Genomic DNA, 23,209 nt, shown 5'->3' with positions numbered 1-23,209 from the left:
GGAGTCAGCGTCCCGGGAAGTGCGCCGCGCGATAGGCGCCGAACCGGGCGTCGACCTGGTCGGCGGTCAGACCGAAGTCGGCGAGGGTGTATTTGTGCGCCGGCTTCGCCGCGCCCGAGGTGCTCTCGGAGTGCATCGCGGTCATGGCCGCGCGGGCGGACTCGTCGAGGGTCAGGCCGAAGTGCCGGTAGATCCCGTCGACCGTGCCGATGGGGTCGGCGACGAAATCGTCGTAGTACACATCGCAGAACTGCGCCGCGTCGTGGCGCTGCCGATCGGCCAGGAAGCGGTCGGCGCCGCGCGCCCACAGGTCGAGTTGTTCCGAACCCACCACCGGCCCGCGGAACTTCTCCGACCAGCCCTGCGACGCCTTCTCGTTGAGGCTGCACACCGAGGCGATGATGGTGCGCGGATCGCGGTGCATCTGGATGACGAGCGCGTCCGGGTACACCTCGAAGATCGCGTCGAGCGCGAACAGGTGGCTCGGATTCTTCAGCACCCAGCGGCGGCCCGCGTCGGGCAGTCCGATCAGCTGGAGGTTGCGCCGGTGCCTGCGGTAGGCGTCGGTCCAGTCCTGCTCGCGCAGCCACTGCGAGTATCCGGGGATATAGGCCAGGCATTCGTAGGAGATCGACATGGCCGACTGCCGCAGCAGCTGCCAGCACTCCTCCACCTGATCCGCCGAGATGTGGTGCACACCCATGAATTCAGGATGTTCGACGTGGTGCTTGTCGAAGGCCGCCTCGATGCGCTGATACACCGGATTCGACGCCCAGGTCTCGCGCGGCGGCCGGGGTTGCGGCATCTCGGTCAGCCACATCTCCAGACCCTGATGTCCGGGATCGGCGTTGAGCAGCCGATGCACCGCCGTGGTGCCCGAGCGCGGCAGCCCCGTCACGAAGATCGGGCGTTCGATCGCCACATCCGCGTATTCGGGATGCTGTCGCCACGCGGCCTCGCTGAGCAGCCGCGCGATCAGCGCGCCGCGCAGGAAGGCGCGGTTGACCTTGTTGCCGAACGGGGTGAGTTCGGCCTCCTTCGCGTAGGACTCGAGCAGTACGCCCAGCCCTTCGCGGTATCCGGGATCACCGAAATCGTCCAGCCCCACCACCTTCGTGGCCGAGGCGTGCAGATCGTCGATGGTGCCGACGTCGTCCCTGCCGATCATGACTTTTCTACTCCTGGATCAGTGATGGTATTCGCCGCAATTGACATCGAGACAGGCCCCGGTGATGGCGCGCGCCATCGAGGAGGCGAAGAAGACCACCGCGTCGGCGATCTCGTCGGGCTCGGGCAGTCTGCGCAGATCGATGGTCGAGGCCGTCTCCGCGTAGACCTCCTCGGAGGTGATGCCGCGCTGCTCGGCCAGGAAATTGAAGTACCACTTCAGATTGTCGGCCCAGATATAGCCGGGCGCGATGGTGTTGACCCGGATGCCACGCGGTCCGAGTTCGGTGGCCAGACTCTGCGCGAGGGCGAGCAGACTCGACTTGGCCATCTTGTACGGCCCGAAGGTGCGCCGCGAATGCCGCAGCACCGCCGAGTTGATCATCACCACCGAGCCCTTCGCCTCGGCCAGCGCGGGCACGAACAGCCGCGTGAGACGCAGTGCGGCGAGCACATTGGTTTCGAATCCGGCCCGCACCTGATCGAGGTCGACGTCGGCGAGATCGGTGATCGGCGGAATGGCGAAAGCGTTGTTCACCAGTGTGTCGACGCGGCCGTACGCCGCGCGCGCGGTGTCCACCAGTGCGCTGACCGCGGCCTCGTCGTTGATGTCGGTGGGCACGACCAACGCCCGCCTGCCGATGGCCTCGATCTCCTTCGCCACATCGGTCAGCCGTGATTCGGTCCGCGCGGCCAGCACCAGATCCGCGCCGGCCTCGGCGCTGCGCACCGCGATAGCCCGGCCCAATCCGGGGCCGACGCCCGAGACCACGACAACCTTGTCCCGCAACAACATCAGCCCTGCATCCTTTCCGCCACGGCGACCTGGCGGGCCGCGATCCGGGCCTGCCATTCCTTGGGGGAGATCCGCGCCTGCTCGTAGTACGGCAGTCGCTCGGCGATCTCGTCGACCGCGACCACCTCGACCGTGGGACCGTCCTGCGGGCCCATCTCGCGCGACAGTCGCTGCCAGCGGAACTGGAGATATCCGCGATCGTGTCCGGTGCGCTCGATCCAGTTGGCCACGCCGGGATCGCGTTCGCTGACCACCAGCCGGATCATGCCGTCCGGGTCGACCTGCGCCTGATCGGCGGTCAGGCTGGTCTGGTGGTTGACGTAGTCCAGCGACACGTACCACATACTGCCGAGTTGGAAGCCCTGGTAGGGCGCGTCCGACTTGGGCACCGTGATGATCATGGCCTGGTCGTCGGTGAGGTCGTAGTGGCCGACCGAGGAGAACTGGGTGGCCAGCCCGCCGGGCGTGGGCCGCGGTTCGGTGAGGGTGTTGACCGGCAGGTTCAGATAGAACCACTTCGGGAACGCCAGGAAGGTGTTGAGCCGGGAGGTCAGCATCCGCGCCGCGACCGCGTAGCGCTTGGCCATCAGGTCCTTCGTCGGCCGCGGCGGCGCGTCGCCGATGCGGTCGACCCGCTGGATGCGCAGCATGCCCGGCTTCTCGGTGGCCCAGTCGCTGTGCACTTCGCGCACCACGAGCATGGCGGCGTCCGCACCGAGTTGGACGTATCCCGGCCCGCTCGGGCCGGGGCCGAAGCGGATCTCGTAGGAGCCGTCGGCGGCGATGTCGAGGACGCGGTCGTCGAAGGCGGTGAGGCTGTCGGGCACGTCGACCGGGGAGTAGTCGCCGTTGAGCACCTGGAAGCTCAGGTCGCGAGTGCTGCCGCGGCGGCCGGTGACCACGTATTCGGCATCGGGACGTAGATAGGCGTGGAAGTAGAGGGTGTCCGGATTGTCCAGGCCCATCTTGGTGTAGGGGCCGGTGGACTGCACGAAGAACGGGAAGTCGCGCTCGTAGGCCCACGCCATCTGGATCGAGGCGCGGATACTGCCCGCGAGGTAGTCGTAGCCCTCGACGAGGTCCTGCTCGGTGACGATGTGCGGTGCGGTGGTGATGATCTGCTCCGCGGCGGCGATCGCCTCCGCGAACGGTTCGGTAAGCAAAAGGCTCTCCCGGTGGTCCATATCTGTACCACTCTGGTACATTTCGATTACAGTCAGATTAGAACGTGTTCTAGGAGTGGGTCAATGGTTTCCAGCGTCGCGCGACGGTCGGCGCCCACCGAGCGGGTGGTGCGAGTTCTGGACTTCCTGGTCGAACAGCGCGGCAGACGATTCGGACTCTCCGAACTTGCCCGCGAGCTCGGCCTCGCGAAACCCACCTGCCTGGGCATACTCACCGAACTCACCGCGGGCGGCTACCTGGTGCGCGACCCGGACACCCTCACCTACGGCCTCGGTCCCGCGCTCGTCGCCGCGGGCCGGGTGGCGCAGGAGAATTTCGCGGTCTCGGCCATCGCCCGCGCCGAACTGGACGGACTCACCGCCAGATACCGCACGACCTGCACCGCCTCGGCCGTGGTCGGCGAGCGGATCGCGGTGCTGGAGGCGACCGGCCCCGGCCACGTGAAGCTCGGCGCCTCCTACGTCTTCGCGCCGCCGGTCGGGCTCATGTACGTGCTGTGGGACACCGACGCGGCCTTCGACGCGTGGCTGGCCATTCCGCCGACGGTGCCGCTGCGCCAGGACGAGACCCGCCTGCGCCAGGTCGTCGCCGAATGCCGCGAGCGCGGCTACCTGGTCGAGAGCCTGACCGCGGCGGGGCGGCGGCTCTACGGTCTGCTGGCGGGCGTCGCGGCCCGCGATCTGCCCGACGAACTGCGCGAACTGGTCGGCGAGCTGGTCACCAGCCTGGGCGAACGCGTCTATCTCGGCACCGATCTGCGCCCGCGCAAGGAACATCCGGTCAGCCTGCTGGCCGCCCCGACCTACGACGCGGACGGCAGGCAGAACATGGTGCTGACCATGTACGTCGGCACCTCGATCACCGGCGCGGAGATCGAGCGTCGCGGCCGGGCCCTTGTCGCCGCGGCGGACGCGGTGACGGCCACATCGGGCGGTCGCGCCCCGGCGCACGCGCTCGCACGACCCGTTGACCAATGACGGAAACGTGTTCTAGTTTTGAAACGTGAGCCAGTACGCAAAGTCGACGGCGAATACCTACGAGCTGCCGCATCTGAACGCGCTCGAGGCCGAGTCGGCACATATCTTCCGCGAGGTGGCGGCCACGTTCGAACGCCCCGTCCTGCTGTTCTCCGGCGGTAAGGACTCCGTGGTCATGCTGCATCTGGCGGCCAAGGCCTTCTGGCCCGCCCCACTGCCCTTCCCGGTGCTGCACATCGACACCGGGCACAACTTCGACGAGGTCATCGCCTACCGGGACGCGACCGTCGCCCGACTCGGCCTGCGCCTGATCGTTGGCAGCGTCCAGGACGACATCGACGCGGGCCGGGTCGTCGAGGACACCGGTCCGCGCGCCTCCCGCAACCGTCTACAGACCGCGACGCTGCTGCGAAGCATTCGAGAAGGCCGTTTCGACGCGGTCTTCGGCGGCGCGCGCCGCGACGAGGAGAAGGCACGCGCCAAGGAGCGGGTGTTCAGCTTCCGCGACGAGTACGGACAGTGGGAACCGCGCAGCCAACGACCCGAACTGTGGAACCTCTACAACGGCAGACACCGTCCGGGTGAACACATCCGGGTGTTCCCGCTGTCGAACTGGACCGAACTCGACATCTGGAGCTATATCGCCGCCGAGGGCATCGAATTGCCGCCGCTGTACTACGCGCACCGCCGCCCGGTGGTGCAGCGCGACGGAATGCTGTTGGCGCACACCAGGTTCCTGCGCCTGCTCGACGGGGAACAGCCCTACGAGGCCACCGTGCGCTTCCGCACCGTCGGCGATGCCACGTGCACAGGATGCGTCGAGTCCACCGCGGCCACACCGGCCGAGGTCGTCACCGAGGTCGCCGCGGCCCGGGTCACCGAACGCGGCGCCACCCGCGCCGACGACCGGATCTCCGAGGCGGGCATGGAAGATCGCAAACGAGAAGGGTACTTCTGATGGCCACCACCCTGCTTCGCCTGGCCACGGCGGGCAGCGTCGACGACGGCAAGTCGACGCTCATCGGCCGCCTGCTCTACGACTCCAAGACGATCTTCACCGATCAGCTCGCCGCGGTGGAACGCACCAGTCGCGAACGCGGCGACGACTATCCCGATCTGGCGCTGCTCACCGACGGCCTGCGCGCCGAACGCGAACAGGGCATCACCATCGATGTCGCGCACCGCTACTTCGCCACGCCCCGACGCAAATTCATCATCGCCGACACCCCGGGCCACATCCAGTACACCCGCAACATGGTGACCGGCGCGTCCAACGCCGACGTGGCGCTGATACTCGTCGACGCGCGCAAGGGCGTGATCGAACAGACCCGCCGCCACGCCTTCCTCGCCGCACTGCTCGGGATCCCGCACCTGGTGCTGTGCGTGAACAAGATGGACCTGGTGGACTGGTCGCAGGAGCGATTCGAGCAGATCTGCGCCGAATTCACCGGATTCGCCACCAAATTGGACGTCTCCGATCTGGCGTTCGTTCCCGTCTCGGCCCTGCACGGCGACAACATCGTGCACCGCGGTGCGAGTACGCCCTGGTACGAGGGCACTCCCCTGTTGCACCATCTCGAACACGTGCACATCGCCTCGGACCGCAACCTCATCGACGCCCGGTTCCCGGTGCAGTACGTGACCCGCAGGCACGCCGAGGATTTCCGCGGCTACGCGGGCACGGTCGCGGGCGGCATCTTCAAACCGGGCGACGACGTGACCGTACTGCCGTCCGGATTCACCACCACGGTCTCGGCGATCTGGGGGCCGGGCGGCACACCGGTCACCGAAGCGTTCCCGCCGCAGGCGGTGACCATCCAACTCGCCGACGAACTCGACATCTCGCGCGGCGACATGATCTGCCGCCCGGCCAACCGCCCGCAGGTCGGGCGCGATATCGACGCGATGGTGTGCTGGTTCGCCGAGGACACCCGGCTCACACCGGGCGCGACATACACCGTGCGCCACACCACCCGCGCGGCCACCGCCGAGATCCGCAGTCTGGACTACCGCCTCGACGTCAACACCCTGCACCGCGACGAGACCGCGGACTCGTTGGCACTCAACGAGATCGGCCGCGTCCAACTGCGCACCCGCACGCCGCTGCTGTTCGACTCCTATCGGCGCAACCGCGGCACCGGCAGTTTCATCCTCGTCGACGAGAGCACGCACAACACCGTCGCCGCGGGCATGATCACCGGGCCGACACTGCCCTCGGCGCGGGTGGTGTGGCATGCCACCGCGGTCGGTCGGGAGGAACGCGCCACCCGCGGTCTCACGGTGTGGCTGACCGGACTGTCCGGGTCCGGGAAGTCCACAGTCGCCGTGGAATTGGAGCGGCGGCTGGTCGCGAGCGGACGGCCCGCCTTCCTGTTGGACGGCGACAACCTCCGCCACGGCCTCAACTCCGATCTCGGCTTCTCCGACGCCGACCGCACCGAGAACATCCGGCGCGTGGGCGAAGTCGCACGGCTGTTCGCCGAAGCCGGTGTCGTTGCGGTGGTTTCGCTGATCAGTCCGTTCCGCGCCGATCGCGACCGGGTCCGCGCGGCGCATCTGGCGGACGGCATACCGTTCGTGGAGGTCTTCGTCGACACCCCGCTAGAGGTCTGCGAGGCACGCGACCCCAAGGGCATGTACGCCAAGGCGCGCGCGGGCGAGATCCGCGGTTTCACCGGAATCGACGCGCCGTACGAGACGCCCACCGAGGCCGAACTCGTGTTGCGGCCGGAGCACGGCGATCCGGCGGCGATGGCCACGACCATCCTCGCCCGCCTCGGCGAGCTGGCCTGACCGGCGCGCGGGCTACGCGCCGGGCGCGGACCCGGCGAACCAGCCCGACGGGTTGAGCTCCGTGCCCATGCGCGGCACGTACTGGTCGAAGTACACGCGGGAGATGAGCTCGCGCCGCGACCGCACGTCCGCCTTGTCGAACACCGACTTCAGGTGGTCCTGGATGGTGTACGTGGACAGGTGCAGCGTGGCCGCGATCTCCTTGGTGTCCACCCCTTGGAGCACCAGTTGGACCACGTCGCGCTCCCGTGGCGAGAGTCCGTAGGCGGCCACCACGATCGCCACGATCTCCGGCGGGCGCGCCTCCTCGATGGTCACCACGACGTCGCCGTGCCGGTCGCCGCGGGCGGTCAGCGGCCCCGCGTGCAGCAGTAGCCAGATACCGCTCGCGGTGCGCAGCCTGCACCGGGGCGGCACGCTGGTCTCGCCGCGCCCGTAGCGGCGGGCCGCGCCGACCAACGCCGCGACCGGTGAGATCGGATCGCAGCCCGCCGCCCCCGAGGTCAGATCGGCCAGGCGCTGTTCGGCCCCGAGGCTCATCTGCACGATCTCGTCGTCGGAGCCGACGATGACAACGGCCGGTCCGGTGACCGAGGCCGCGGGCGGCGCCTCGACCAGGCGCGCGAGCATGCCGGTGCGCACGCCCCGGGCGAACGGCACCGTCAGCGAGGCCAGGAAGTCGATCTCGGCGGTGTCGAAGTGCGGGTCGTCCGGTCCGCGGAACAGCGCCATCGCGCCCCACACCTCGTTCCCGTCGCGGAAGGCGAGCCGGGCCTCGTCGGCGTACCCGAAGCGCGGTTTCATGAAGGTGCTCATGCGACCGGACCGCTCCACTTCGCCGTCGGTCAGCAGGTGCACGCCCGCGGCGGGAACCTCGGCGCGGGCCAGTTCGGTGAAGGCGCTCGGCTCGACGGTGCTGTATTCGATCAGACCGAATTCGAGGTCGTAGCTGTTGCGCTGATACAGGTCGCCGTACTTGCGGGCGCTGGTCAGCATGTGGGTGAGCGGGTCGTGGGTGCCGACGCACGCGCTCACCCATGGCACCGCGCGGGCCACCGAATCGACCGCCTCCGCGAGGAAGGTGTCCAGGTCGAGGCCCGCGCGGGCCACCACATCCATATCCTGTCGCACGCGCGCCGCGGTCAGTCCTCGAGCCATGCCCGCGATTGTGCGCCATTCGCGCGTCTGGCACCATCCCAGATCTCTGGGTCGCGGCCACCACCAGATCCGACGGGTCGCGAATACCCCTCCGACCGGGATGGTGGCCGGACCCCGCCGACGGCAGAGTCATCGACGAACCCGATACCGGCATCCGAGTGACAAGGACCCCGATGACCACCTCCCTCGCCCTCGCGACTCTGCGCGACGACTGCGAACTGCACCTGCCCGGCGACGACGGCTACGACGCCGCGCGCACCCCCTGGAATCTGGCCGTCGACCAGCGGCCCGCCGCGGTCGCCCTGCCCCGCGACGCCGACCAGGTCGCGGCCGTGGTGCGGGCGGCTGCCGCGGACGGTCTGCGGATCGCGCCGCAGAGCACCGGACACGGCGCCGGTCCGCTCGCCGATACGACCCTCACCGACGTCGTGCTGCTGCGGCTGTCGGAATTCACCGGTGTGACCGTCGACCCGGCGGCGCGCACCGCACGGGTCCTCGGGGGCACGCAGTGGCATCAGGTAGTGGCCGCCGCGGCCCCGCACGGGCTGACCGCGCAGCACGGTAGCGCGCCCGATGTCGCGGTGGCGGGATACCTGCTGAGCGGCGGTCTGTCGTTCTACGGACGCAGACACGGCGTCGCCGCGAACATGCTGCGCGCGGTCGAGATCGTGCTCGGCGACGGGTCGCTGGTGCGCGCCACCGCCGAGGAGCATCCCGACCTGTTCTGGGCCGTGCGCGGCGGCGGCGGAAACCTGGGGGTGGTCGTCGCGCTCGAGATCGACCTGCTGCCCTACGCCGACATCGTCGCGGGCATGTTGCTGTGGGATCGTGCCCGCGCCGCCGAGGTCGTGCCCGCCTGGGTCGAATGGACCCGGACCGCACCCGAGTCGGTGACGACCAGCATGCGGGTCATGAGTTTCCCGCCGCTGCCGGAACTGCCGCCGTTCCTGTCGGGCCGCGATGTCGTGGTGATCGACGGCGCGATCCTGAGCGACGACGAGACCGCCGCCGATCTGCTCGCACCGCTGCGCGCCCTGGCTCCCGAGATCGACACCTTCGCCCGCATTCCGGCCTCGGGCCTGCTCAGCGTCCACATGGACCCGCCGAACCCGTCACCGGCGGTGGGTGACCACAGCGTGCTCGGCGAACTCGACGACGCCGCCGTGGCCGCCTTCCTCGACCAGGTCGGCGACGGCACCGCGGCCGGACTCATGTTCGCCGAACTCCGTCACATGGGCGGTGCGCTGTCCCGTCCCGCCGCCGACGGCGGCGCCCTGTCCCACATTCCGGGCGACTACGGACTGCTCTGCGTCGCGATCGCGCCCTCGCCCGCGGCCGCGGTCGCGGGCCGGGCGGCCGCCTTCGCCGTCGTGCGCGCCATGTCGCCGTGGTCGCGGCCGAATCTGGTCCCGACCTTCGCCGAGAACCGGGTCGACACGGGTCGCTTCTATGACGGCGAGGACTGGGCCCGACTGTGCCGAGTGCGCGACAGCTACGCCGCCGGGTCGATGTTCGTGGCGAATCACCACCTGTGAGCGCGGCCGAGGACCCGCCTCCCCCGGCGTGGGCGGGTCCTCGGGTTGCCCGGTCGCTCGGCCGGACGCGGCTTCGAAGTCGGCACGGCCCGAACGAGGGGTGGCCGTGAACTCGCGCGAGGGTCAGAACCAGCTGTCGCGCATGTCGAGGGTGGTGCGGTCCAGTGCGTCGAGCAGGTCCAGCTGCGGACCCGTCTTCGGCAGTTCGTAGCGGAAGAAGTAGGTGGCCGCGGCGCGTTTGCCGTCGTAGAAATCACCTTCGCGACCGTGCGCGGCGACGGCCTGCTCCAACCACATCCAGGCGATGACGATATGCCCGAACGCCTCAAGGTAGACGGTGGAGTTGGCCATGGCCGCGGCCGGATCGCCCGCGGCGAACATCGACGCGGTGACGGCGACCAGTCGCTGCCATGCCGCCTCGAGCGCGGCGGCCAGTTCGGCGGTCGCCCCGCCCGCCGCACCCGCCGCCGCGACGGTGCCGCCGACGGCCGCGGCGAGCAGGCCGAGACCAGCGCCGTTGTGCTGGATCACCTTGCGCCCCAGCAGATCCATGCCCTGGATGCCGTGCGTGCCCTCGTGGATGGGGTTGAGCCGATTGTCGCGGTAGTGCTGTTCGACATCGTATTCGCGGGTGTAGCCGTAGCCGCCGTGCACCTGGATGGCCAGGCTGTTGGCCTCGACGCACCACTGCGACGGCCAGCTCTTGGCGACGCCGGTCAGGATGTCGAGCAGCATGGCGTGCTCGCGCGCGGCGTCGGGATCGGTGGCGGTGCGCTTCAGGTCGGTGAGGCGGTGGCAGTACAGCAGCAGTGCCAGCGCGCCCTCGACATAGGACTTCTGGGCCAGCAGCATGCGCCGCACGTCGGCGTGTTCGATGATCGGGATCTGCGGTGTCGCAGGGTCTTTCGCGGTGATCGCGCGTCCCTGTCGACGTTCGCGCGCGTAGGCGAGCGATTTGAGGTAACCGGTGTAGCCGAGAGCGGTCGCGCCGAGTCCGACGCCGAGCCGGGCCTCGTTCATCATGTGGAACATATAGGACAGGCCGCGGTGCGGTTCGCCGATGAGGTAGCCGATCGCGCCGGACTCGCCGCCGGGGGAGTGCGTGCCCTCGCCGAAGTTCAGTACCGCGTTGGTGGTGCCGCGATAGCCCATCTTGTGATTGAGGCCCGCCAGGGTGACGTCGTTGCGCTCCCCCACCGAGCCGTCGGCCTCGACCAGGTATTTGGGCACCAGGAACAGCGAGATGCCCTTGACCCCGGCCGGGCCGCCCGGGATCTTGGCCAGCACCAGGTGCGCGATGTTCTCGGTCATCTCGTGATCGCCGCCGGAGATCCACGTCTTCGACCCGAACAACCGGTAGGTGCCGTCCTCGCGCGGTTCGGCGCGGGTCACGATGTCGGCCAGCGAGGAGCCCGCCTGCGGTTCCGACAGACACATGGTCCCGGTGCACCGGCCCTCGACCATCGGCAGCACGAAGCGCTCGACCTGGTCGGGGGTGCCGTGCGCGATGAGCAGGTCGGCGTTGCCGATGGTGAGGAACAGATACGCCATGGTGCCCGCGTTGGCGGCCTGGAACCAGCACAGCCCGGCCGCGTCCACCACCGCGGGCAACTGCATGCCGCCGTGCCGCTCGTCCATCGCCGCGCCGATGAGATTGGCCTTGGCGAATGCCTCGATCGCGGCTTTCACCTCCGGTATGACGCTGACGCGGGTGCCGTCGAAGGTGGGCTCCATGCTGTCGTTGCGCTTGTTGTGCGGGGCGAAATGCCTGGTAGCGAGCTCTTCGCACAGGTCGAGGAATCCGTCGAAGGTCTCCCGCGAGTGTTCGGCGAAACGCGGCAGCGCGGTCAACTCCTCGACCCGCAACCACTCGTACAGCAGGAACTCCAGATCCCGGCGGGAGATCAACTGGGAACGCACGGGCAATCCTCTCGCGACAATCGGATCCGGGCCGCGACCCGGAACGTATTTGGTACGTTACCGCCTCTATGTCCCGAATGGCGATGGATGATTGTCACCAGCGGTGCGTTGTCGCGGTTCGTCCACGATCACCACGACCCCCCTGGGCGTGGCCGACGTCGCCGCGGCCGCCCGGTCCACGCGCACCCGCGGGCGCGGCGGCGGCTCGGTGTCGTAATACGTTCCCGGACCGTGGAATTGGACGTACTTTACCACCACTGCGCCCGCCGCGAGCACCGAGCATCGTGGCGCGCCCCCATCGTCGCTCGGCTCGCGGCGGTAGCGCTCAGCCGCACCCGCCCGCGTGACCCACGTCGGCGGTGCGGCGCAGCAGCCCTGCCGCCACGGTGTCGGGCAGGTCGGGGATCGGTTCGGGCGCGACCGCGGCCACGAAGTCCGCCAGCCGGTCCAGACCCCAGTACTTGTCCCGGCCGCGCAGGAACATGGGCACGCCGAAGACGTCGTCGGCGCATACCGCGAGCAGGGCGTCGAGGGCGCGGGCGCGCAGGGCGGGCGAGGCGAGCACCGCGTCCATGTCGACATCGACGCCCACCGCGCGCGCCACCGCGCCCACGACCCGCGGATCGCAGATGTCGGCGTCCTCGAGCCAGCGCGCGGCGTACACGCGGTCCATGTATTCCAGGGCCAGACCCGCGTCTTCGGCCACGAACCAGGTCAGATGCGCTGGCTCCCAACGTGGTTCGACATCGGCGGGCCAGCAGTTGGTGAGCCCGCGCCGCCGCGCCAGCCTGCGCACGTCACGCAGCAGGTAGAAGTGTTTGGCCCGCGACATCGGGGTGTAGGGGAATTCGCCGCCCGCCCGGGTCAGCAGTGCGTCGAATTCCGCGTCGGGCTCCCAGAAGGGCCGCCACTCGATCTCGCGCAGCAGCCGCGGACTGTGCAGGCGCAGATCGTGGAAGGCCAGCCAGGAGTACGGGCTGCGGAACGAGAAGTACGCTCGTGGAGCAGATTTCATGATGATCCGTTCGAGGTCGTGGCGGCGCGGTGTCGCTTCACAGCGTGATCCCGCCGTCGACGTGCAGTACCGCCCCGGTGATGTAGGCGGCGCGATCGGAGGCCAGGAAACTCACCAGATTCGCCACGTCGGCGGGATTCCCGAAGCGGCGCAGGGCGATCGAGGATGTCGCAGCCTCCCGTCTGGCCCGGCTCATGGCCGCGGTCATATCGCTGTCGATATATCCCGGCACCACGGCATTGGCGCGCACCCCGAAACGGCCGACCTCCTTGGCCAGCGCCTTGGTGAACCCGATGGTGCCCGCCTTGGCGGCGCTGTAGTTGGTCTGCCCCGGATTGCCGTACACCCCCGACACCGAGGAGATGGTGACGATGCTGCCGCTGCGTTGTTTGACCATGTCGAATACGGCGCGGCGGCCCACGTTGAACACCCCGGTCAGATTGGTGTCGATGACCTTGCTCCAACTCTCGGCGTCCATGGCGGCCAGCGGACCGTCCGCGGTCACCCCGGCCGAGGTCACCACGCACGAGGGCGGACCGAGTTCGTCGCCGACCTCGGTCAGGAAGTCGTTCACCTGGTCGCCGTCGGACACGTCGACGCGGTAGGGCACCACGGTCGCCGTCCCGGCGGCCTCGACCACCTCCGCGGCCGCGGCGGCGTCGCCGCGATAGCAGAACGCCACGTCGTGACCGGTGCGCGCCAGGTCGAGGACGATCTCGCGGCCGATCCCCCGCGACCCTCCGGTGACCACGGCGACCGGACGATTCTCACCCATGTTCGTCTCCGTTCCCCGCGGCCGTGACGAGGTCGTCGAACGGCCGCAGCGACGCGGTCAGCCGCTCGACCTCGAGCACCCGCCGCGACCCGACCCGCGCGTACCCGGACAGTGCCGTGGCCGCGGGGTACCGATCGGTTATCCGCGCGTACAGATCGACGGTCTCGCCGAGTGCGACCGCACCGGGCATACGGACCGAGGTCAGTCTGCTGATCAGCACGGCGGGTGCCGCGCGGTCACCCTCGGCGCGCCAGGGACGGGTCATCACGATCGCCGCCGCCTGACACCATGCCTCCAGTACCAGCGCCCACGGCCAGAACCCGTCCGCGTCACGCGCGAATGTGCAGTCCCGGCTGTGGAATTCGAGTCCCGCCGCACCGAAGCGCGCGTGCACCCGCGCGTCGGTGCAGTCGACGACGCCGTCGAGCAGCGCCATCGGCGACCGGTGCGGTAGCAGCCGCCGAATATCGTTGTCGTTCAACATGTCACTCCCGTTCCCGACCGGTAGCGCAGCCGCACCGAGGCCGCCTTGCGCGATTCGTGGAAGAACCACGTGCGCACCAGTGTGTCGTCGCCGTCGACGCCGAGTTCTGCCCGCAGGTCGATCACCCACCGGGGCAGCAGCGGACTACGGAACTGGGCCGCGTCGATATCGCAGCGCGGCCCGGCGAGTTCCGCGCCGAAGGCCACGGCGGCGAGCCGGTCGCTGATATCGATGAGCAGCGCACCGGGGATCACGGCGAATTCGGGATAGTGGCCCGCGAATATCGCGGCGTCGGGATCGGGGCGCAGGCGCGCGGTCGCGATGTCGCCGGACCGCGCGGGCGTCTCGAGGACGAAGGATTCGGTGATCAGCGGCGGCGCGGTCATGCGATGGCGTCCGCACCGTATCGGAGCGCCGCGGTCGCCAGCGTGTTCTCGTCGTAGGCGAGGACGAGTCCGATGCCGGACCCGCCGCGCGCGGCGAGCATGCCGACCGCGAAGGCGCTCTGGGCCGCCCCCGTGTCGCCGATGTGGTCCTGCGGGCGCAGCACCGCGCCGACCGCCGGGAGGGCCGCGCGGACGGCATCGTCGATCTCGACCGGTCCGACGCAGGCGATGGCGTCGACCTCCCCGGCGGTGACACCGGCCCGGGCGAGGGTGGCCGCGCACTGCGGTCCGATGGCGGCGGCCAGATCCTCGCGCGCGACCACGCGACTGCGCACCGGGGCCAACAGTTCGGCACCGGGCCGCGCGCCCTCCCCCGCGCGGCTCATCAGGAAGACCGCCGCACCCTCCGACAGCGGCGCGCCGGTATCGCCCGCGGTGTGCGGGTGGATACGCGAGCGTTCGGCGGACAGTTCCTCGGCCGCGCCGACGACAACGGTGTCGGCCCGGCCGGTGTCGAGCAGTCGGCGCGCGTAGTTGAGCGCGAACAATCCCGCCGCGGCGCCGCCCGCCACCGTGGCGTTCGGTCCGGCGAGCTTGTGCCAGATGGCCGAACGCCCTGCGGCACAGTTCATCACGGTGTTCGGGAAACGCGCGGGATCGACCAGGTACGGTCGCTCCTCGGTCAGCGAATCGCGGGTGAAGCGCATGGTGGAGGCCACGCTGCCCGCGGTGGTTCCCAGTACGATCGCGCTGTCCGGCCCGATGAGATCGGCGACGCCGGGTTCGCGCATGAGATTGCCGATGGCGGCGACCGCCAGGGCGGTGACGCGGTCCATGCTGCGGGTGCCTGCCTTGCCGAGGGTGCCGCGGATATCGAATCCCGGCACCGTCCCCGTGACCGCGGTCCGCCCGCCGCCCGCGGCGAATCCGGCGCGGAAATCCTCGTGGGTCCGACCGTAGGGCGACAGCGTCGACCAGTGACTCAGTGCTGTGGTTGCCATGCGAAATCCATCCTGCCCTCGGCGTTCACGCCGCGGCGGTAGCCGGCTTCGCGAGTACGACCACGGCATTGTTGCCGCCGAAGGCGAGTCCGTTGTTCTGGACCACCTTCAGGTCGTAGTCGATCGCCCGGTTGGGTACGCAGTCGAGTCCGCATTCGGGGTCGGTCTCGACATGGTTGATCGTCGGCGGAATGAAACCGTTGTCGATGGCAAGGGCGCAGGCGATGGACGACAGTGCGCTGGCCGCGCCCATGGTGTGCCCGATCATCGACTTGATGGAATGGTGCGCGGCGCCCGGTCGCCGAATACCGCTCGGATGGCGCGGGATTCGGTCCGGTCGTTGGCCATCGTGCCGGTGCCGTGCGCGGAGATCAGGTCGACGCCGTGCGGGTCGACGCCCGCGTCGGCGAGCGCGAGGCGCATGCATTCGGCGATGCGATCCTCATTGGGCGCGACCGGATGATCGGCGTCGCAGTTGAGGCCGAAACCGAGGACTTCGGCATAGATGTGCGCCCCGCGCGCCACGGCCGCGTCCCACGGTTCCAGCAGCACCACCCCCGCGCCCTCGCCGGTGAGTATGCCGCGCCGCCCGGAGTCGAACGGGCGGCACAGGTCCGGTGCGACGGTGCCGAGCCGGTAGAAGCCCGCGAAGGTCTTCTGGCACACCGAATCCGCGCCGCCGCACAGCGCGTAGTCGACCTCGCCCAGACGCACCGCGTCGTAGCCGTAGCCGATGGCGTAGTTTCCCGCCGCGCACGCGGTGGTCAGGGTGACGGCCTCGGTGTCGACCAGATCGAGTTCGGCCGCCACCGCCGCCGACAGCCGCGCGGCGGGCACCCGCCGGGCCAGCACCGGGTCGAACGGCGCGTCCTCGCGTCCTCCGGCGACATCCTGGCGGACCAGGTCGTCGAGATCGCGCGATTCGCCGTCGGTGGTACCGATGGCGACCAGCGAGGTCGCCGCGCGCAGGGATTCGGCCGGAAGCCGACTGTCGGTCAGCGCCATGTTCGCCGCCGCGGCGGCGAACAGACTGGATCGGCCGTAGTCGCGCGGGGTGATGCGAGCGACCGCCGCCGCCGGATCGAAATCGGTGACCTCGCAGCCGATGCTGTGTTCGAATCCCGCCGTCTCGAACGCCGTGATCGGCTGCGCGCCACAGGATCCCGACCGCAGACCGGTCAGGAAGTCGGCCGCGCCCGCGCCGATGCTGCTGATCGGACCGACGCCGGTGATGGCAACCCGGCGGCCTGTCCGCGCGTGGCTCACGACGCGGCCCCGACGCGATCGGATTCGACCAGCACCTGATGTATTCCGTCCAGGGAACTCATGCGGGTCAGATTCGCCTGGTCGATCTTGACCCGGTACTTCTTCTCCAACGCGGACAGTATCTCGATCGCCAGCAGTGAATCCGCGCCGTGGTCGTCGACGAAGTGACTGCCCGAGGTGACCTCCTCGGGGTCGAGTTCGAGGATGTCACAGACCAGGACCTTGATGTCGGCGCGATCGGTGTCGGTGAGCTGCATGATGGAACTCCTCACTGGGACTTGCTCATTCGAATGCCGGTGCGCGAGCCGGACCGGCAGGTATCGAGGGAACGGCGCGCGCGGATGGCGTGCGCGCCGGGAATTGGATCAGGCGAGTCGGACGTGGACCCGCGCCCCGCCCATGACCTGTTTGCCATCGGCGGTCTTGGCGGTGAGCCGGACGACCGCGCGGCGGTCGGGAAGCTTCTCCTCGACCACGCCGCGCACGATCATGCGACCGCCCTCGTCGTCGTCGGGCACCACCACCGGATGGGAGAAACGGGTCACGGTGTAGCCGAGCACCGCGCCCGGATCACCGAGCCAGTCGCTGACCAGCCTGGTGGCGGCGGCGATGTTCAGGGTGCCGTGGGAGATGACGTCGGGCAACCCCACCGAGACGGCGACGCGCTCGTTCCAGTGCGTGCCGGTGAAATCCGAACAGGCCCCGCAGTAGCGCAACAGGTCGACGCGCTTCAGCACCACCTCGTGATCCGGCAGCGCGTCGCCCACCGAGACCGCGTCGTAGTCGAGCCGCGCCGTCATGCCACCGCCTCCAGTCCGGGGACGTGGCGGGAGATGATGCAGTTGCGTACCACGGATACCGTCGCGCCCTCGTGGTCGTCGATGGTGTGGGTCATGTCGAACTGGTCGTGCGGGCCGACCTCGGTGATGTCGGTGACCTTCGTGGACATGACAAGCAGGTCGCCGGGGTGGATCGGGCGCACGGTGGACACCGACTGCGCGCGGTGCACGCAGATCGGCTTGGCGCGTTTGCCGAATTCCGGGTCGTAGAGCGGCCATCCGCCGAATCGGAAGAAAAGGATGACCGGGAAGCTTGGCGGTGCGATCACATCGGGATAGCCCGCGGCGCGGGCCGCTTCGGGGTCGAGGTAGACCGGGTGCGGGTCGCCGGTGGCCAGGGCGTAGTCGCGGATCTTCTCGCGGCTCACCTCGTATGGGCCTACCGGACCGAATTCGCGGCCGATGAAATCGCGGTTGAACACGGACATGTCATCAACTCTCCATGGCGTCGAAGTACCGGCGCATCTGCGCGAACATCCTCGTGAGGTTGTTGCTGTACATCTCGGTGACGGTGGTGTCGGGTGCGGCGAGCAGCCGATAGCAGGACTGGCCCCACCGCACCGGGTTGTCGATCTGCATGCTCAGCAGTTCGGCGACGGTATCGGATTCGTAGGGTCGCCCGGTGACGTTGGCGATAACCGGAATCGTCGGCGCGCCGAACGTGGTCGCGGCGAACACCTCCGCCAGCTCCCGCCGTGCGCGCGCCATATATCGGGAATGGAAGGGACCGCTGACCGCCAACGGGCGCACCATCTTCGCACCGGCCGCCGTCAGCGGCCGTGCGCACGCGCCCAATTCGTCCAGCGGACCCGAAAGCACCACTTGCCGTGGCGTGTTCAGATTCGCCACATCCACGCCGGTGATCCGCTCACGGCCGAGGACATAGGCGATGACCTCTTCGGACAGTCCGATGACCGCCGACATGCCGCCGTCCTCGACCTTGCTCATGGCCGCGGCCCGCGCCTGGACCAGGCGCAGACCGGTCGCGAAATCGAAGACCCCGGCGGCGAGCAGCGCGTTGTATTCGCCGAGACTGTGTCCGAGCACCAGCGAGGGCCGCGGCGCGTCCTCGAGGTGGGCCAGATAGTGCAGCGCGTTGACGACGAACAGCGCGGGCTGGGTGTATTCGGTGCGGCCGAGACAGTCGTCGGCATCCTCCAGACACAGTGTGCGGACGCGATATCCGAGGATCTCGTCCGCCTCGGCGACCAGATCCGTATAGCGGTCGAACAGCTCGCCGCCCATGCCGACGCGCTGGCTGCCCTGTCCGGGAAACACGACGACCTCGGCGATGGCGTTCATCGCGACACCTCCACCAGCAGCGCCGGGCACGCGCGGGCCGACTTGATGCCGCGGTCGGCCCGGCCGAGCCGATGTCGGACGGTGCCGTGCAGCACGGTGCCGGACGCGGCCCGCCCGTCGAGCAGCCCCTCGCCGGGGAACAGCGAGAAGGTCCAGCTCTCGCGCTGTTCGCAGTCGGGCATCTCGCGGCCGCACTGGAGCGTGCGCGCACCCCAGACCTGGCGGATCATGAGGTCGCGGGTGTCGCTGCCGTCGACGACGAAGTAGTGCGGGTCCTGTTCGCCGACGATGTCGTTGTAGCTGCCCGCGGCGATTCCGGCGGAACTCACCACCGACACCGCGAGGGTCCAGTCCATGCCCTCATCGGTCACCGACACGCCTTCGGGCAGCGCGTCGTCGACGAAGTCGGCGGTGCGCACCTCGACCTGATCGACGCGCAATTCCCGCGGCACCGCCGCGCGCACGTCCAGCCGCGCGGGATCGGGAATCAGGACCGGACCGTAGGTGACGTCCTCGGCGAAACGCGCCTTGGCGAAGCGTTCGCCGAGCGCATCGGCCAGGCGGTGGGCCTGTTTCCAGTCCGCGGCGGTGAATGTCTCGCGCAGGTATCGCGCGTCCGGGACCGGCAGGCCCGCGTCCTCGAGCCCGGCGCGGACGGAAGTCAGGCTGTTCCATCCCGACTCGGCGAGGTATTCGACGAACGGATCAGGCATGTTGGATATCTCCCGTGTCCGGTGTGAGGTGCTCGATCGTGGTCGCCAGTTCATCCAAGGCGCGCTGCCAGACCTCGCGGGACCGACACGCCGGAGGCGGATCAGGATGGCCCGTCCACCGGACCGCCTCCCGAATGCCGTGCAGGGAACTCAGCACCCAGATCGGCAGTCCCACCAGATCGTCGGGCCGCACCCGCTCGTACTCGACGGCCACGCCGAAGGAGCCTGCGACGGTCTCGAGTAGTCTGCGCGTGACACCGGGCAGGATCGGCGCGTCAGGACGGGGGAAGCACAGCGTCTCACCGCGCCACCAGCCGATCGAACTGAACGCGCCCTCGAGGACATATCCGTCGGAATCGGTGAGCAGCGCCTCGTCGGCGCCGAAATGTGCCGCGATCTGACGTAGTTCGGTCAGCTGTCGCTGGTCCGGGCCTTTGATCGTCGGTTCCGAGCGCGGGTCCGGCAGGGTCGCGGTCCATATCCGCGCCGTGGTCAGCACCTGCGGCATCCGCCGCACCCGCAGCCCGAGTTCGCCGTCGCGCGAGCACTCGATCCGTGGGAACCAGCGACCCGTCGATGGCACCAGCGGATGCGCCTCGGCCAGGAATTCCGCCACGGCGGACCCGCTCGCCGGGTGACGCGCGAGGACCGAAGCCGTGAAACGGATCTCGTGCAGGTCGCGGCCGCGCACACGCCCATCGGTCACCAGCCACGAGTCCATCACGTCCACCGCGCCGAGTTCGTCGGCGGGTACGAGTCGGCCGTCCACCGGATCGAATCCGAACAGCTCATCCACGTCCGCCTCCGACCGTGAGACCGGTTCGCGGCGCGAGGAACACCCGGGCCAGCGCCGCCGCCTTGAGCAGCATCTCCTCGTACTCGGCCGTGGGATCGGAGCCGAGCACGAGCGCGCCGCCCGCGCCGACCGACAGGCTGTCGCGCCAGCGCACCGCGGTGCGGATGACGATGTTCAGGTCGGCGGTCCCGTTGAACCCCAGATACCCCAGCGTGCCCGAATAGACCCCGCGCGCTTCGGTTTCCAGCTCGTCGACGATGTCGGTGGTGCGCAGTTTCGGCGCACCGGTCATCGAACCGCCCGGGAAGCACGCGCGCACGACGTCGAGCGCGCCCACGCCGTCGGCCAGTTCGCCGCGCACGGTCGAAACCAGTTGGTGCACGGTGGTATAGGTCTCGGTGGCCATGAACTCCGGCACGCTCACCGTTCCGACCCGACACACCCGGCCGAGATCGTTGCGCAGCAGGTCCACGATCATGAGGTTCTCGGCCCGGGTCTTGGGGTCGGCCGACAGACTCGCGCGCAGCCGCTCGTCCTGCTCCGCGGTCGCACCGCGCGCCGCCGTGCCCTTGATCGGTTTGCTCTCCACGACCCGGTCACGGTCGATGCGCAGGAACCGTTCCGGGGACGAGCAGTGCACCGTCAGCTCGCCGCAGCGCAGGAATGCCGCGTAGGGAGCCGGATTGGTCCGCCGCAGCCGCAGGTAGGCGTCGAGTTCGTCGGCCACCGGCGGTGCGGGCAGGTGCACGTTGTTGGTGAGGCAAACCTCGTAGCTGTCCCCGGCCAGCAGCCGTTCACGGACCCGTGCGATGGCGTCGAGGTATTCCCCGCGCGGGCGCGCGAACGGTTCCACCGCGTCGCTGTCGACCAGTGCGCCGCCCGTGTCGTGCGGCGGGTCGAGGGCGGCTTCGCGCCGCGCGGAACGCAGTGCGCGCGTGGTGTTGTCGAGCCAGCCGAGCGCGGCCGACACCCGCGAGGAGCCGACCACGGCCACGACGTATGTCCGCGCGGCCTCGTGGTCGACCACGACGAGGTGGTCGGCCCGCATCCACACCGCGTCGGGCGTCGGCGCGACATGGCGGCGGTTCAGACCGCATTCGGCCTTCATCTCGTAGCCGAAGTAGCCCACGTAGCCGCCGGTGAGGTCGAAGGGCAATCCCTCGGCCCCCGCCACGGCGGTATCGAGCCTGCGGCCGAGGGCATCGAAGATCGATCCGGCTTCCAGGTGCGTGCCGGTGTGGGTGTGCACCCGCACATGTTCGGTGCCCACGTCGTAGGTCAGGGTCTCACCGGCCACACCCATGTCCGCGCCGAGGAAGGAGAACCGCGACATGCCCTCGACCACGCGCGCCGAGTCCAGCCAGAACATCCGCTCGTGCGCGCCGAAGATCTCGCGGGCCACGAATTCGGTGTCGACCTCGTGCTCCACGACCCGCCACTGCACCTCGAGCGCCTCCGGCGACCGCGGCTCGACCGCAGCACCCGCGCGGATCTCGATCGGATCGGAGGCCGAATCCCGGGCCAGGCGAAGGAAGTTCGCGATCAGCTCGCCGCCGTATTCGGTGGACACCGACTCCGGGTGGAACTGCACGCCCCAGCGCGGCAGGCTGCGGTGCCGCAAGGCCATCACCACATCGTCCTCCGAGGTCGCCAGCGCCTCGAGCTCCCCCGGCAGCGGCGCGGGCACGTGCAGGGAGTGGTATCGCACCACCTTGAAGGGGTTCGGAATGCCTTCGAACAGATCCTCCTCGCAATGCCGCACATCGCTGACGTGGCCGTGGCGCGCCCGCGGCGCGCTGTCCACCCGGCCGCCGAAATGCGCGCCGATGCCCTGATGTCCGAGGCAAACCCCGAGCACGGGCAGCCCGCGCCGCCGAATCACCGCCGCGCTGTAGCCGAAATCGGCTTCGCGGGTGGGATTTCCCGGACCCGGCGAGATTATCGCGGCGTCGAAGTCGTCCAGATCCAGCTGATCCCAGCGCAGGTCGTCGTTGTAGGCCACCGTCGGCGGCACACCGGTGGTGGCGGCGATGAGCTGATAGAGGTTGTAGGTATAGGAATCGTGATTGTCGACCAGTAACGTGCGCATTGCTCATCCCCCCGGGGGAACATCCGGTAACGGTGTGTCTACGGTGGTCCGCGACCAGTCGAAGGGAATGTCGTCCATGACATCCCAGGCCAGGCAGAGCCGGTGCAGACCGCTGAAATCCTGGAGGAGCCGGGTCGGCCCTCCCCCCTCCCGTACATCGGCCACGATCCGCTCGGCGTCGGGAATCCGCTCGTATTCCAGGATCGCCGACCAGGTGGTGAGATCCGTGGCGGCGAAGGCGTCCATGGCGCGGGCCATCGTGTCGAGCAGTAGCCGCCGGTCCTCGGCCCGCATGTCGTGGTAGACGATGCCCGCCAGCTCCGCGGCCACCGACGAATGGCAGTATTCGTCGCGGCTGTGCAGATCGGCGGTGGTCCGGTTGAAAGGCTGTACCGTTCGGTCCTTCGCGACCAGGTCGAGATAGGCGTTGATGGAGATCTCGGCGACCGTGGTGTAGGCCAGACTCACCACGGCGGCGGCGCCGGGCGATTCGATCGCGGCGGCATCGTGATCGCGCCGGTGGGAACGCACCTTGTGCGACAACGGCAGATGCCGCTCCGACAGCGCCCACCCGCGCGCCTTTCGGGTGGCCACGCAGGCATTGACATGCATGAGCGTGTGATATTGCTCGTCGACCATGGCCTGGGTCGCGGCCACGATCAGCGTGTCGCCGAGACCGGTGCCGAAGGCGTCGTCGGCCAGTGCCTGGAATCCGGGATTGACCACATGCTGCTCGATGTCGATGACGTTCTTGTTGAACGCGATCCACCCCCAGGCGTTCAGGCGGTCGCGGACGGTCCGCGGCAACCGGAGATAGGCGGGGTGATCCCGAAAGGGAATCAGGGCTTCCGGGAAATCCGGTCGCAGCGGATCGAAGAATTCCAGGAGATCGGGTTCGTCGCGTTTCACCGAGGCGCGGCGGCCCCAATTCGCCGCCAAGCGGTTGATCACCGCGCTCTCGACGGGATCGGCCGGATCGTGGACGGGCAGATCGGGTGCTGTCGAAGCCATG

At 69.2% G+C, this 23,209-nt stretch carries 24 protein-coding genes; 4 read left to right on the top strand and 20 right to left on the bottom strand.

The genetic code is table 11. The features are described from left to right. Positions 1-4: 4 nt before the first annotated feature. Genes APZ21_RS15030 through APZ21_RS15020 form a run of 3 tightly spaced genes read right to left on the bottom strand, consistent with a single transcriptional unit; the run spans position 5 to position 3,126 of the window. A complete protein-coding gene (locus APZ21_RS15030; protein ID WP_054813925.1) occupies positions 5-1,168 on the bottom strand; it encodes a sulfotransferase family protein in 1,164 nt (387 codons plus the stop codon). Positions 1,169-1,186: 18 nt separating this feature from the next. Then, positions 1,187-1,963 (bottom strand): SDR family oxidoreductase, encoded by a 777-nt coding sequence (locus APZ21_RS15025; protein ID WP_054813924.1) that lies wholly within the window; start codon positions 1,961-1,963, stop codon positions 1,187-1,189. Beyond that, a complete protein-coding gene (locus APZ21_RS15020) occupies positions 1,963-3,126 on the bottom strand; it encodes a hypothetical protein (RefSeq protein WP_082393132.1) in 1,164 nt (387 codons plus the stop codon). Before APZ21_RS15020 ends, APZ21_RS15025 begins: the two co-directional genes overlap by 1 nt. Positions 3,127-3,210: 84 nt before the next feature. Between APZ21_RS15020 and APZ21_RS15015 the strand changes: the two genes are divergently transcribed. Genes APZ21_RS15015 through cysC form a run of 3 tightly spaced genes read left to right on the top strand, consistent with a single transcriptional unit; the run spans position 3,211 to position 6,918 of the window. After that, positions 3,211-4,125 (top strand): helix-turn-helix domain-containing protein, encoded by a 915-nt coding sequence (locus tag APZ21_RS15015; protein ID WP_054813922.1) that lies wholly within the window; start codon positions 3,211-3,213, stop codon positions 4,123-4,125. A 25-nt stretch (positions 4,126-4,150) separates the two neighbouring features. Beyond that, the gene (gene cysD, locus APZ21_RS15010) at positions 4,151-5,083 is read left to right on the top strand and encodes a sulfate adenylyltransferase subunit CysD (protein WP_054813921.1); all 933 of its coding nucleotides are present in this window, start codon (positions 4,151-4,153) and stop codon (positions 5,081-5,083) included. Then, positions 5,083-6,918: an adenylyl-sulfate kinase gene (gene cysC, locus APZ21_RS15005; protein WP_054813920.1), complete on the top strand. Its 1,836-nt coding sequence runs from the start codon at positions 5,083-5,085 to the stop codon at positions 6,916-6,918. The genes cysD and cysC overlap by 1 nt, the downstream gene beginning before the upstream one ends. A 12-nt stretch (positions 6,919-6,930) precedes the next feature. Here the strand turns inward: cysC and APZ21_RS15000 are convergent, their stop codons facing one another. Beyond that, positions 6,931-8,076, bottom strand: coding sequence for a response regulator transcription factor (locus APZ21_RS15000; RefSeq protein ID WP_054813919.1), 1,146 nt, complete (start codon positions 8,074-8,076; stop codon positions 6,931-6,933). Between the two features lie 173 nt (positions 8,077-8,249). On the opposite strand from APZ21_RS15000, the gene APZ21_RS14995 reads away from it, so the two are divergent. Further along, positions 8,250-9,611, top strand: a complete 1,362-nt coding sequence (locus tag APZ21_RS14995; protein WP_054813918.1) for an FAD-binding oxidoreductase — start codon at positions 8,250-8,252, stop codon at positions 9,609-9,611. Positions 9,612-9,734: 123 nt separating this feature from the next. Here APZ21_RS14995 and APZ21_RS14990 read toward each other — a convergent pair whose 3' ends face one another. From APZ21_RS14990 to APZ21_RS14920, 16 genes are all read right to left on the bottom strand, one after another. Then, positions 9,735-11,531: an acyl-CoA dehydrogenase gene (locus APZ21_RS14990; protein ID WP_054813917.1), complete on the bottom strand. Its 1,797-nt coding sequence runs from the start codon at positions 11,529-11,531 to the stop codon at positions 9,735-9,737. Between the two features lie 325 nt (positions 11,532-11,856). Continuing rightward, complete coding sequence (locus tag APZ21_RS14985) at positions 11,857-12,546, bottom strand: DsbA family protein (protein ID WP_054813916.1); 690 nt, start codon at positions 12,544-12,546, stop codon at positions 11,857-11,859. A gap of 37 nt (positions 12,547-12,583) precedes the next feature. Next, on the bottom strand, positions 12,584-13,321 hold the full coding sequence (fabG, locus tag APZ21_RS14980; RefSeq protein ID WP_054813915.1) for a 3-oxoacyl-ACP reductase FabG: 738 nt from the start codon (positions 13,319-13,321) through the stop codon (positions 12,584-12,586). After that, entirely contained in the window at positions 13,314-13,805 is a 492-nt protein-coding gene (locus APZ21_RS14975; protein WP_054813914.1) for an ApeP family dehydratase, read from the bottom strand. The genes fabG and APZ21_RS14975 overlap by 8 nt, the downstream gene beginning before the upstream one ends. Then, the gene (locus APZ21_RS14970) at positions 13,799-14,191 is read right to left on the bottom strand and encodes an ApeI family dehydratase (protein ID WP_054813913.1); all 393 of its coding nucleotides are present in this window, start codon (positions 14,189-14,191) and stop codon (positions 13,799-13,801) included. The genes APZ21_RS14975 and APZ21_RS14970 overlap by 7 nt, the downstream gene beginning before the upstream one ends. Beyond that, complete coding sequence (locus APZ21_RS14965; RefSeq protein ID WP_054813912.1) at positions 14,188-15,192, bottom strand: beta-ketoacyl synthase N-terminal-like domain-containing protein; 1,005 nt, start codon at positions 15,190-15,192, stop codon at positions 14,188-14,190. Before APZ21_RS14965 ends, APZ21_RS14970 begins: the two co-directional genes overlap by 4 nt. A gap of 25 nt (positions 15,193-15,217) precedes the next feature. Continuing rightward, entirely contained in the window at positions 15,218-15,460 is a 243-nt protein-coding gene (locus APZ21_RS36000; RefSeq protein ID WP_204249102.1) for a hypothetical protein, read from the bottom strand. Further along, on the bottom strand, positions 15,457-16,458 hold the full coding sequence (locus APZ21_RS14960) for a beta-ketoacyl-[acyl-carrier-protein] synthase family protein (protein ID WP_204249101.1): 1,002 nt from the start codon (positions 16,456-16,458) through the stop codon (positions 15,457-15,459). Before APZ21_RS14960 ends, APZ21_RS36000 begins: the two co-directional genes overlap by 4 nt. Further along, a complete protein-coding gene (locus APZ21_RS14955) occupies positions 16,455-16,715 on the bottom strand; it encodes an acyl carrier protein (RefSeq protein ID WP_054813911.1) in 261 nt (86 codons plus the stop codon). Before APZ21_RS14955 ends, APZ21_RS14960 begins: the two co-directional genes overlap by 4 nt. A gap of 108 nt (positions 16,716-16,823) precedes the next feature. Next, the gene (locus APZ21_RS14950) at positions 16,824-17,258 is read right to left on the bottom strand and encodes a MaoC/PaaZ C-terminal domain-containing protein (RefSeq protein ID WP_054813910.1); all 435 of its coding nucleotides are present in this window, start codon (positions 17,256-17,258) and stop codon (positions 16,824-16,826) included. Next, positions 17,255-17,725, bottom strand: a complete 471-nt coding sequence (locus APZ21_RS14945) for an FAS1-like dehydratase domain-containing protein (RefSeq protein ID WP_054813909.1) — start codon at positions 17,723-17,725, stop codon at positions 17,255-17,257. The genes APZ21_RS14950 and APZ21_RS14945 overlap by 4 nt, the downstream gene beginning before the upstream one ends. A 4-nt stretch (positions 17,726-17,729) precedes the next feature. Further along, the gene (gene fabD / locus APZ21_RS14940) at positions 17,730-18,599 is read right to left on the bottom strand and encodes an ACP S-malonyltransferase (protein WP_156371080.1); all 870 of its coding nucleotides are present in this window, start codon (positions 18,597-18,599) and stop codon (positions 17,730-17,732) included. Next, on the bottom strand, positions 18,596-19,312 hold the full coding sequence (locus APZ21_RS14935; protein WP_054813908.1) for a hypothetical protein: 717 nt from the start codon (positions 19,310-19,312) through the stop codon (positions 18,596-18,598). The genes fabD and APZ21_RS14935 overlap by 4 nt, the downstream gene beginning before the upstream one ends. After that, complete coding sequence (locus tag APZ21_RS14930) at positions 19,305-20,108, bottom strand: aminotransferase class IV (protein WP_054813907.1); 804 nt, start codon at positions 20,106-20,108, stop codon at positions 19,305-19,307. The genes APZ21_RS14935 and APZ21_RS14930 overlap by 8 nt, the downstream gene beginning before the upstream one ends. Further along, on the bottom strand, positions 20,101-22,197 hold the full coding sequence (gene pabB / locus APZ21_RS14925; protein WP_054813906.1) for an aminodeoxychorismate synthase component I: 2,097 nt from the start codon (positions 22,195-22,197) through the stop codon (positions 20,101-20,103). Before pabB ends, APZ21_RS14930 begins: the two co-directional genes overlap by 8 nt. 3 nt (positions 22,198-22,200) lie before the next feature. Further along, complete coding sequence (locus APZ21_RS14920; RefSeq protein WP_054813905.1) at positions 22,201-23,208, bottom strand: AurF N-oxygenase family protein; 1,008 nt, start codon at positions 23,206-23,208, stop codon at positions 22,201-22,203. Between the last annotated feature and the right edge of the window lies 1 nt (position 23,209).

Source organism: Nocardia arizonensis (genome assembly GCF_001310275.1).
In the GTDB taxonomy this organism is placed as follows: domain Bacteria; phylum Actinomycetota; class Actinomycetes; order Mycobacteriales; family Mycobacteriaceae; genus Nocardia; species Nocardia arizonensis.
Note: the sequence above shows the minus strand (reverse complement) of the source record. Positions and strands in the feature narration are given on the sequence as shown.

Excerpts from the sequence above, each read along its gene's own strand:
- APZ21_RS14950 (WP_054813910.1), bottom strand. The coding sequence starts at position 17,258 with ATGACGGCGCGGCTCGACTACGACGCGGTCTCGGTGGGCGACGCGCTG.
- fabD (WP_156371080.1), bottom strand. The coding sequence starts at position 18,599 with ATGAACGCCATCGCCGAGGTCGTCGTGTTTCCCGGACAGGGCAGCCAG.
- APZ21_RS14920 (WP_054813905.1), bottom strand. The coding sequence starts at position 23,208 with ATGGCTTCGACAGCACCCGATCTGCCCGTCCACGATCCGGCCGATCCC.
- APZ21_RS15030 (WP_054813925.1), bottom strand. The coding sequence starts at position 1,168 with ATGATCGGCAGGGACGACGTCGGCACCATCGACGATCTGCACGCCTCG.
- APZ21_RS15025 (WP_054813924.1), bottom strand. The coding sequence starts at position 1,963 with ATGTTGTTGCGGGACAAGGTTGTCGTGGTCTCGGGCGTCGGCCCCGGA.
- APZ21_RS14970 (WP_054813913.1), bottom strand. The coding sequence starts at position 14,191 with ATGACCGCGCCGCCGCTGATCACCGAATCCTTCGTCCTCGAGACGCCC.
- cysC (WP_054813920.1), top strand. The coding sequence starts at position 5,083 with ATGGCCACCACCCTGCTTCGCCTGGCCACGGCGGGCAGCGTCGACGAC.
- APZ21_RS15000 (WP_054813919.1), bottom strand. The coding sequence starts at position 8,076 with ATGGCTCGAGGACTGACCGCGGCGCGCGTGCGACAGGATATGGATGTG.
- APZ21_RS14975 (WP_054813914.1), bottom strand. The coding sequence starts at position 13,805 with ATGTTGAACGACAACGATATTCGGCGGCTGCTACCGCACCGGTCGCCG.
- APZ21_RS14995 (WP_054813918.1), top strand. The coding sequence starts at position 8,250 with ATGACCACCTCCCTCGCCCTCGCGACTCTGCGCGACGACTGCGAACTG.
- APZ21_RS14935 (WP_054813908.1), bottom strand. The coding sequence starts at position 19,312 with ATGCCTGATCCGTTCGTCGAATACCTCGCCGAGTCGGGATGGAACAGC.
- pabB (WP_054813906.1), bottom strand. The coding sequence starts at position 22,197 with ATGCGCACGTTACTGGTCGACAATCACGATTCCTATACCTACAACCTC.
- APZ21_RS36000 (WP_204249102.1), bottom strand. The coding sequence starts at position 15,460 with ATGATCGGGCACACCATGGGCGCGGCCAGCGCACTGTCGTCCATCGCC.
- fabG (WP_054813915.1), bottom strand. The coding sequence starts at position 13,321 with ATGGGTGAGAATCGTCCGGTCGCCGTGGTCACCGGAGGGTCGCGGGGG.
- APZ21_RS14985 (WP_054813916.1), bottom strand. The coding sequence starts at position 12,546 with ATGAAATCTGCTCCACGAGCGTACTTCTCGTTCCGCAGCCCGTACTCC.
- APZ21_RS15015 (WP_054813922.1), top strand. The coding sequence starts at position 3,211 with ATGGTTTCCAGCGTCGCGCGACGGTCGGCGCCCACCGAGCGGGTGGTG.
- APZ21_RS14965 (WP_054813912.1), bottom strand. The coding sequence starts at position 15,192 with ATGGCAACCACAGCACTGAGTCACTGGTCGACGCTGTCGCCCTACGGT.
- APZ21_RS14945 (WP_054813909.1), bottom strand. The coding sequence starts at position 17,725 with ATGTCCGTGTTCAACCGCGATTTCATCGGCCGCGAATTCGGTCCGGTA.
- APZ21_RS14955 (WP_054813911.1), bottom strand. The coding sequence starts at position 16,715 with ATGCAGCTCACCGACACCGATCGCGCCGACATCAAGGTCCTGGTCTGT.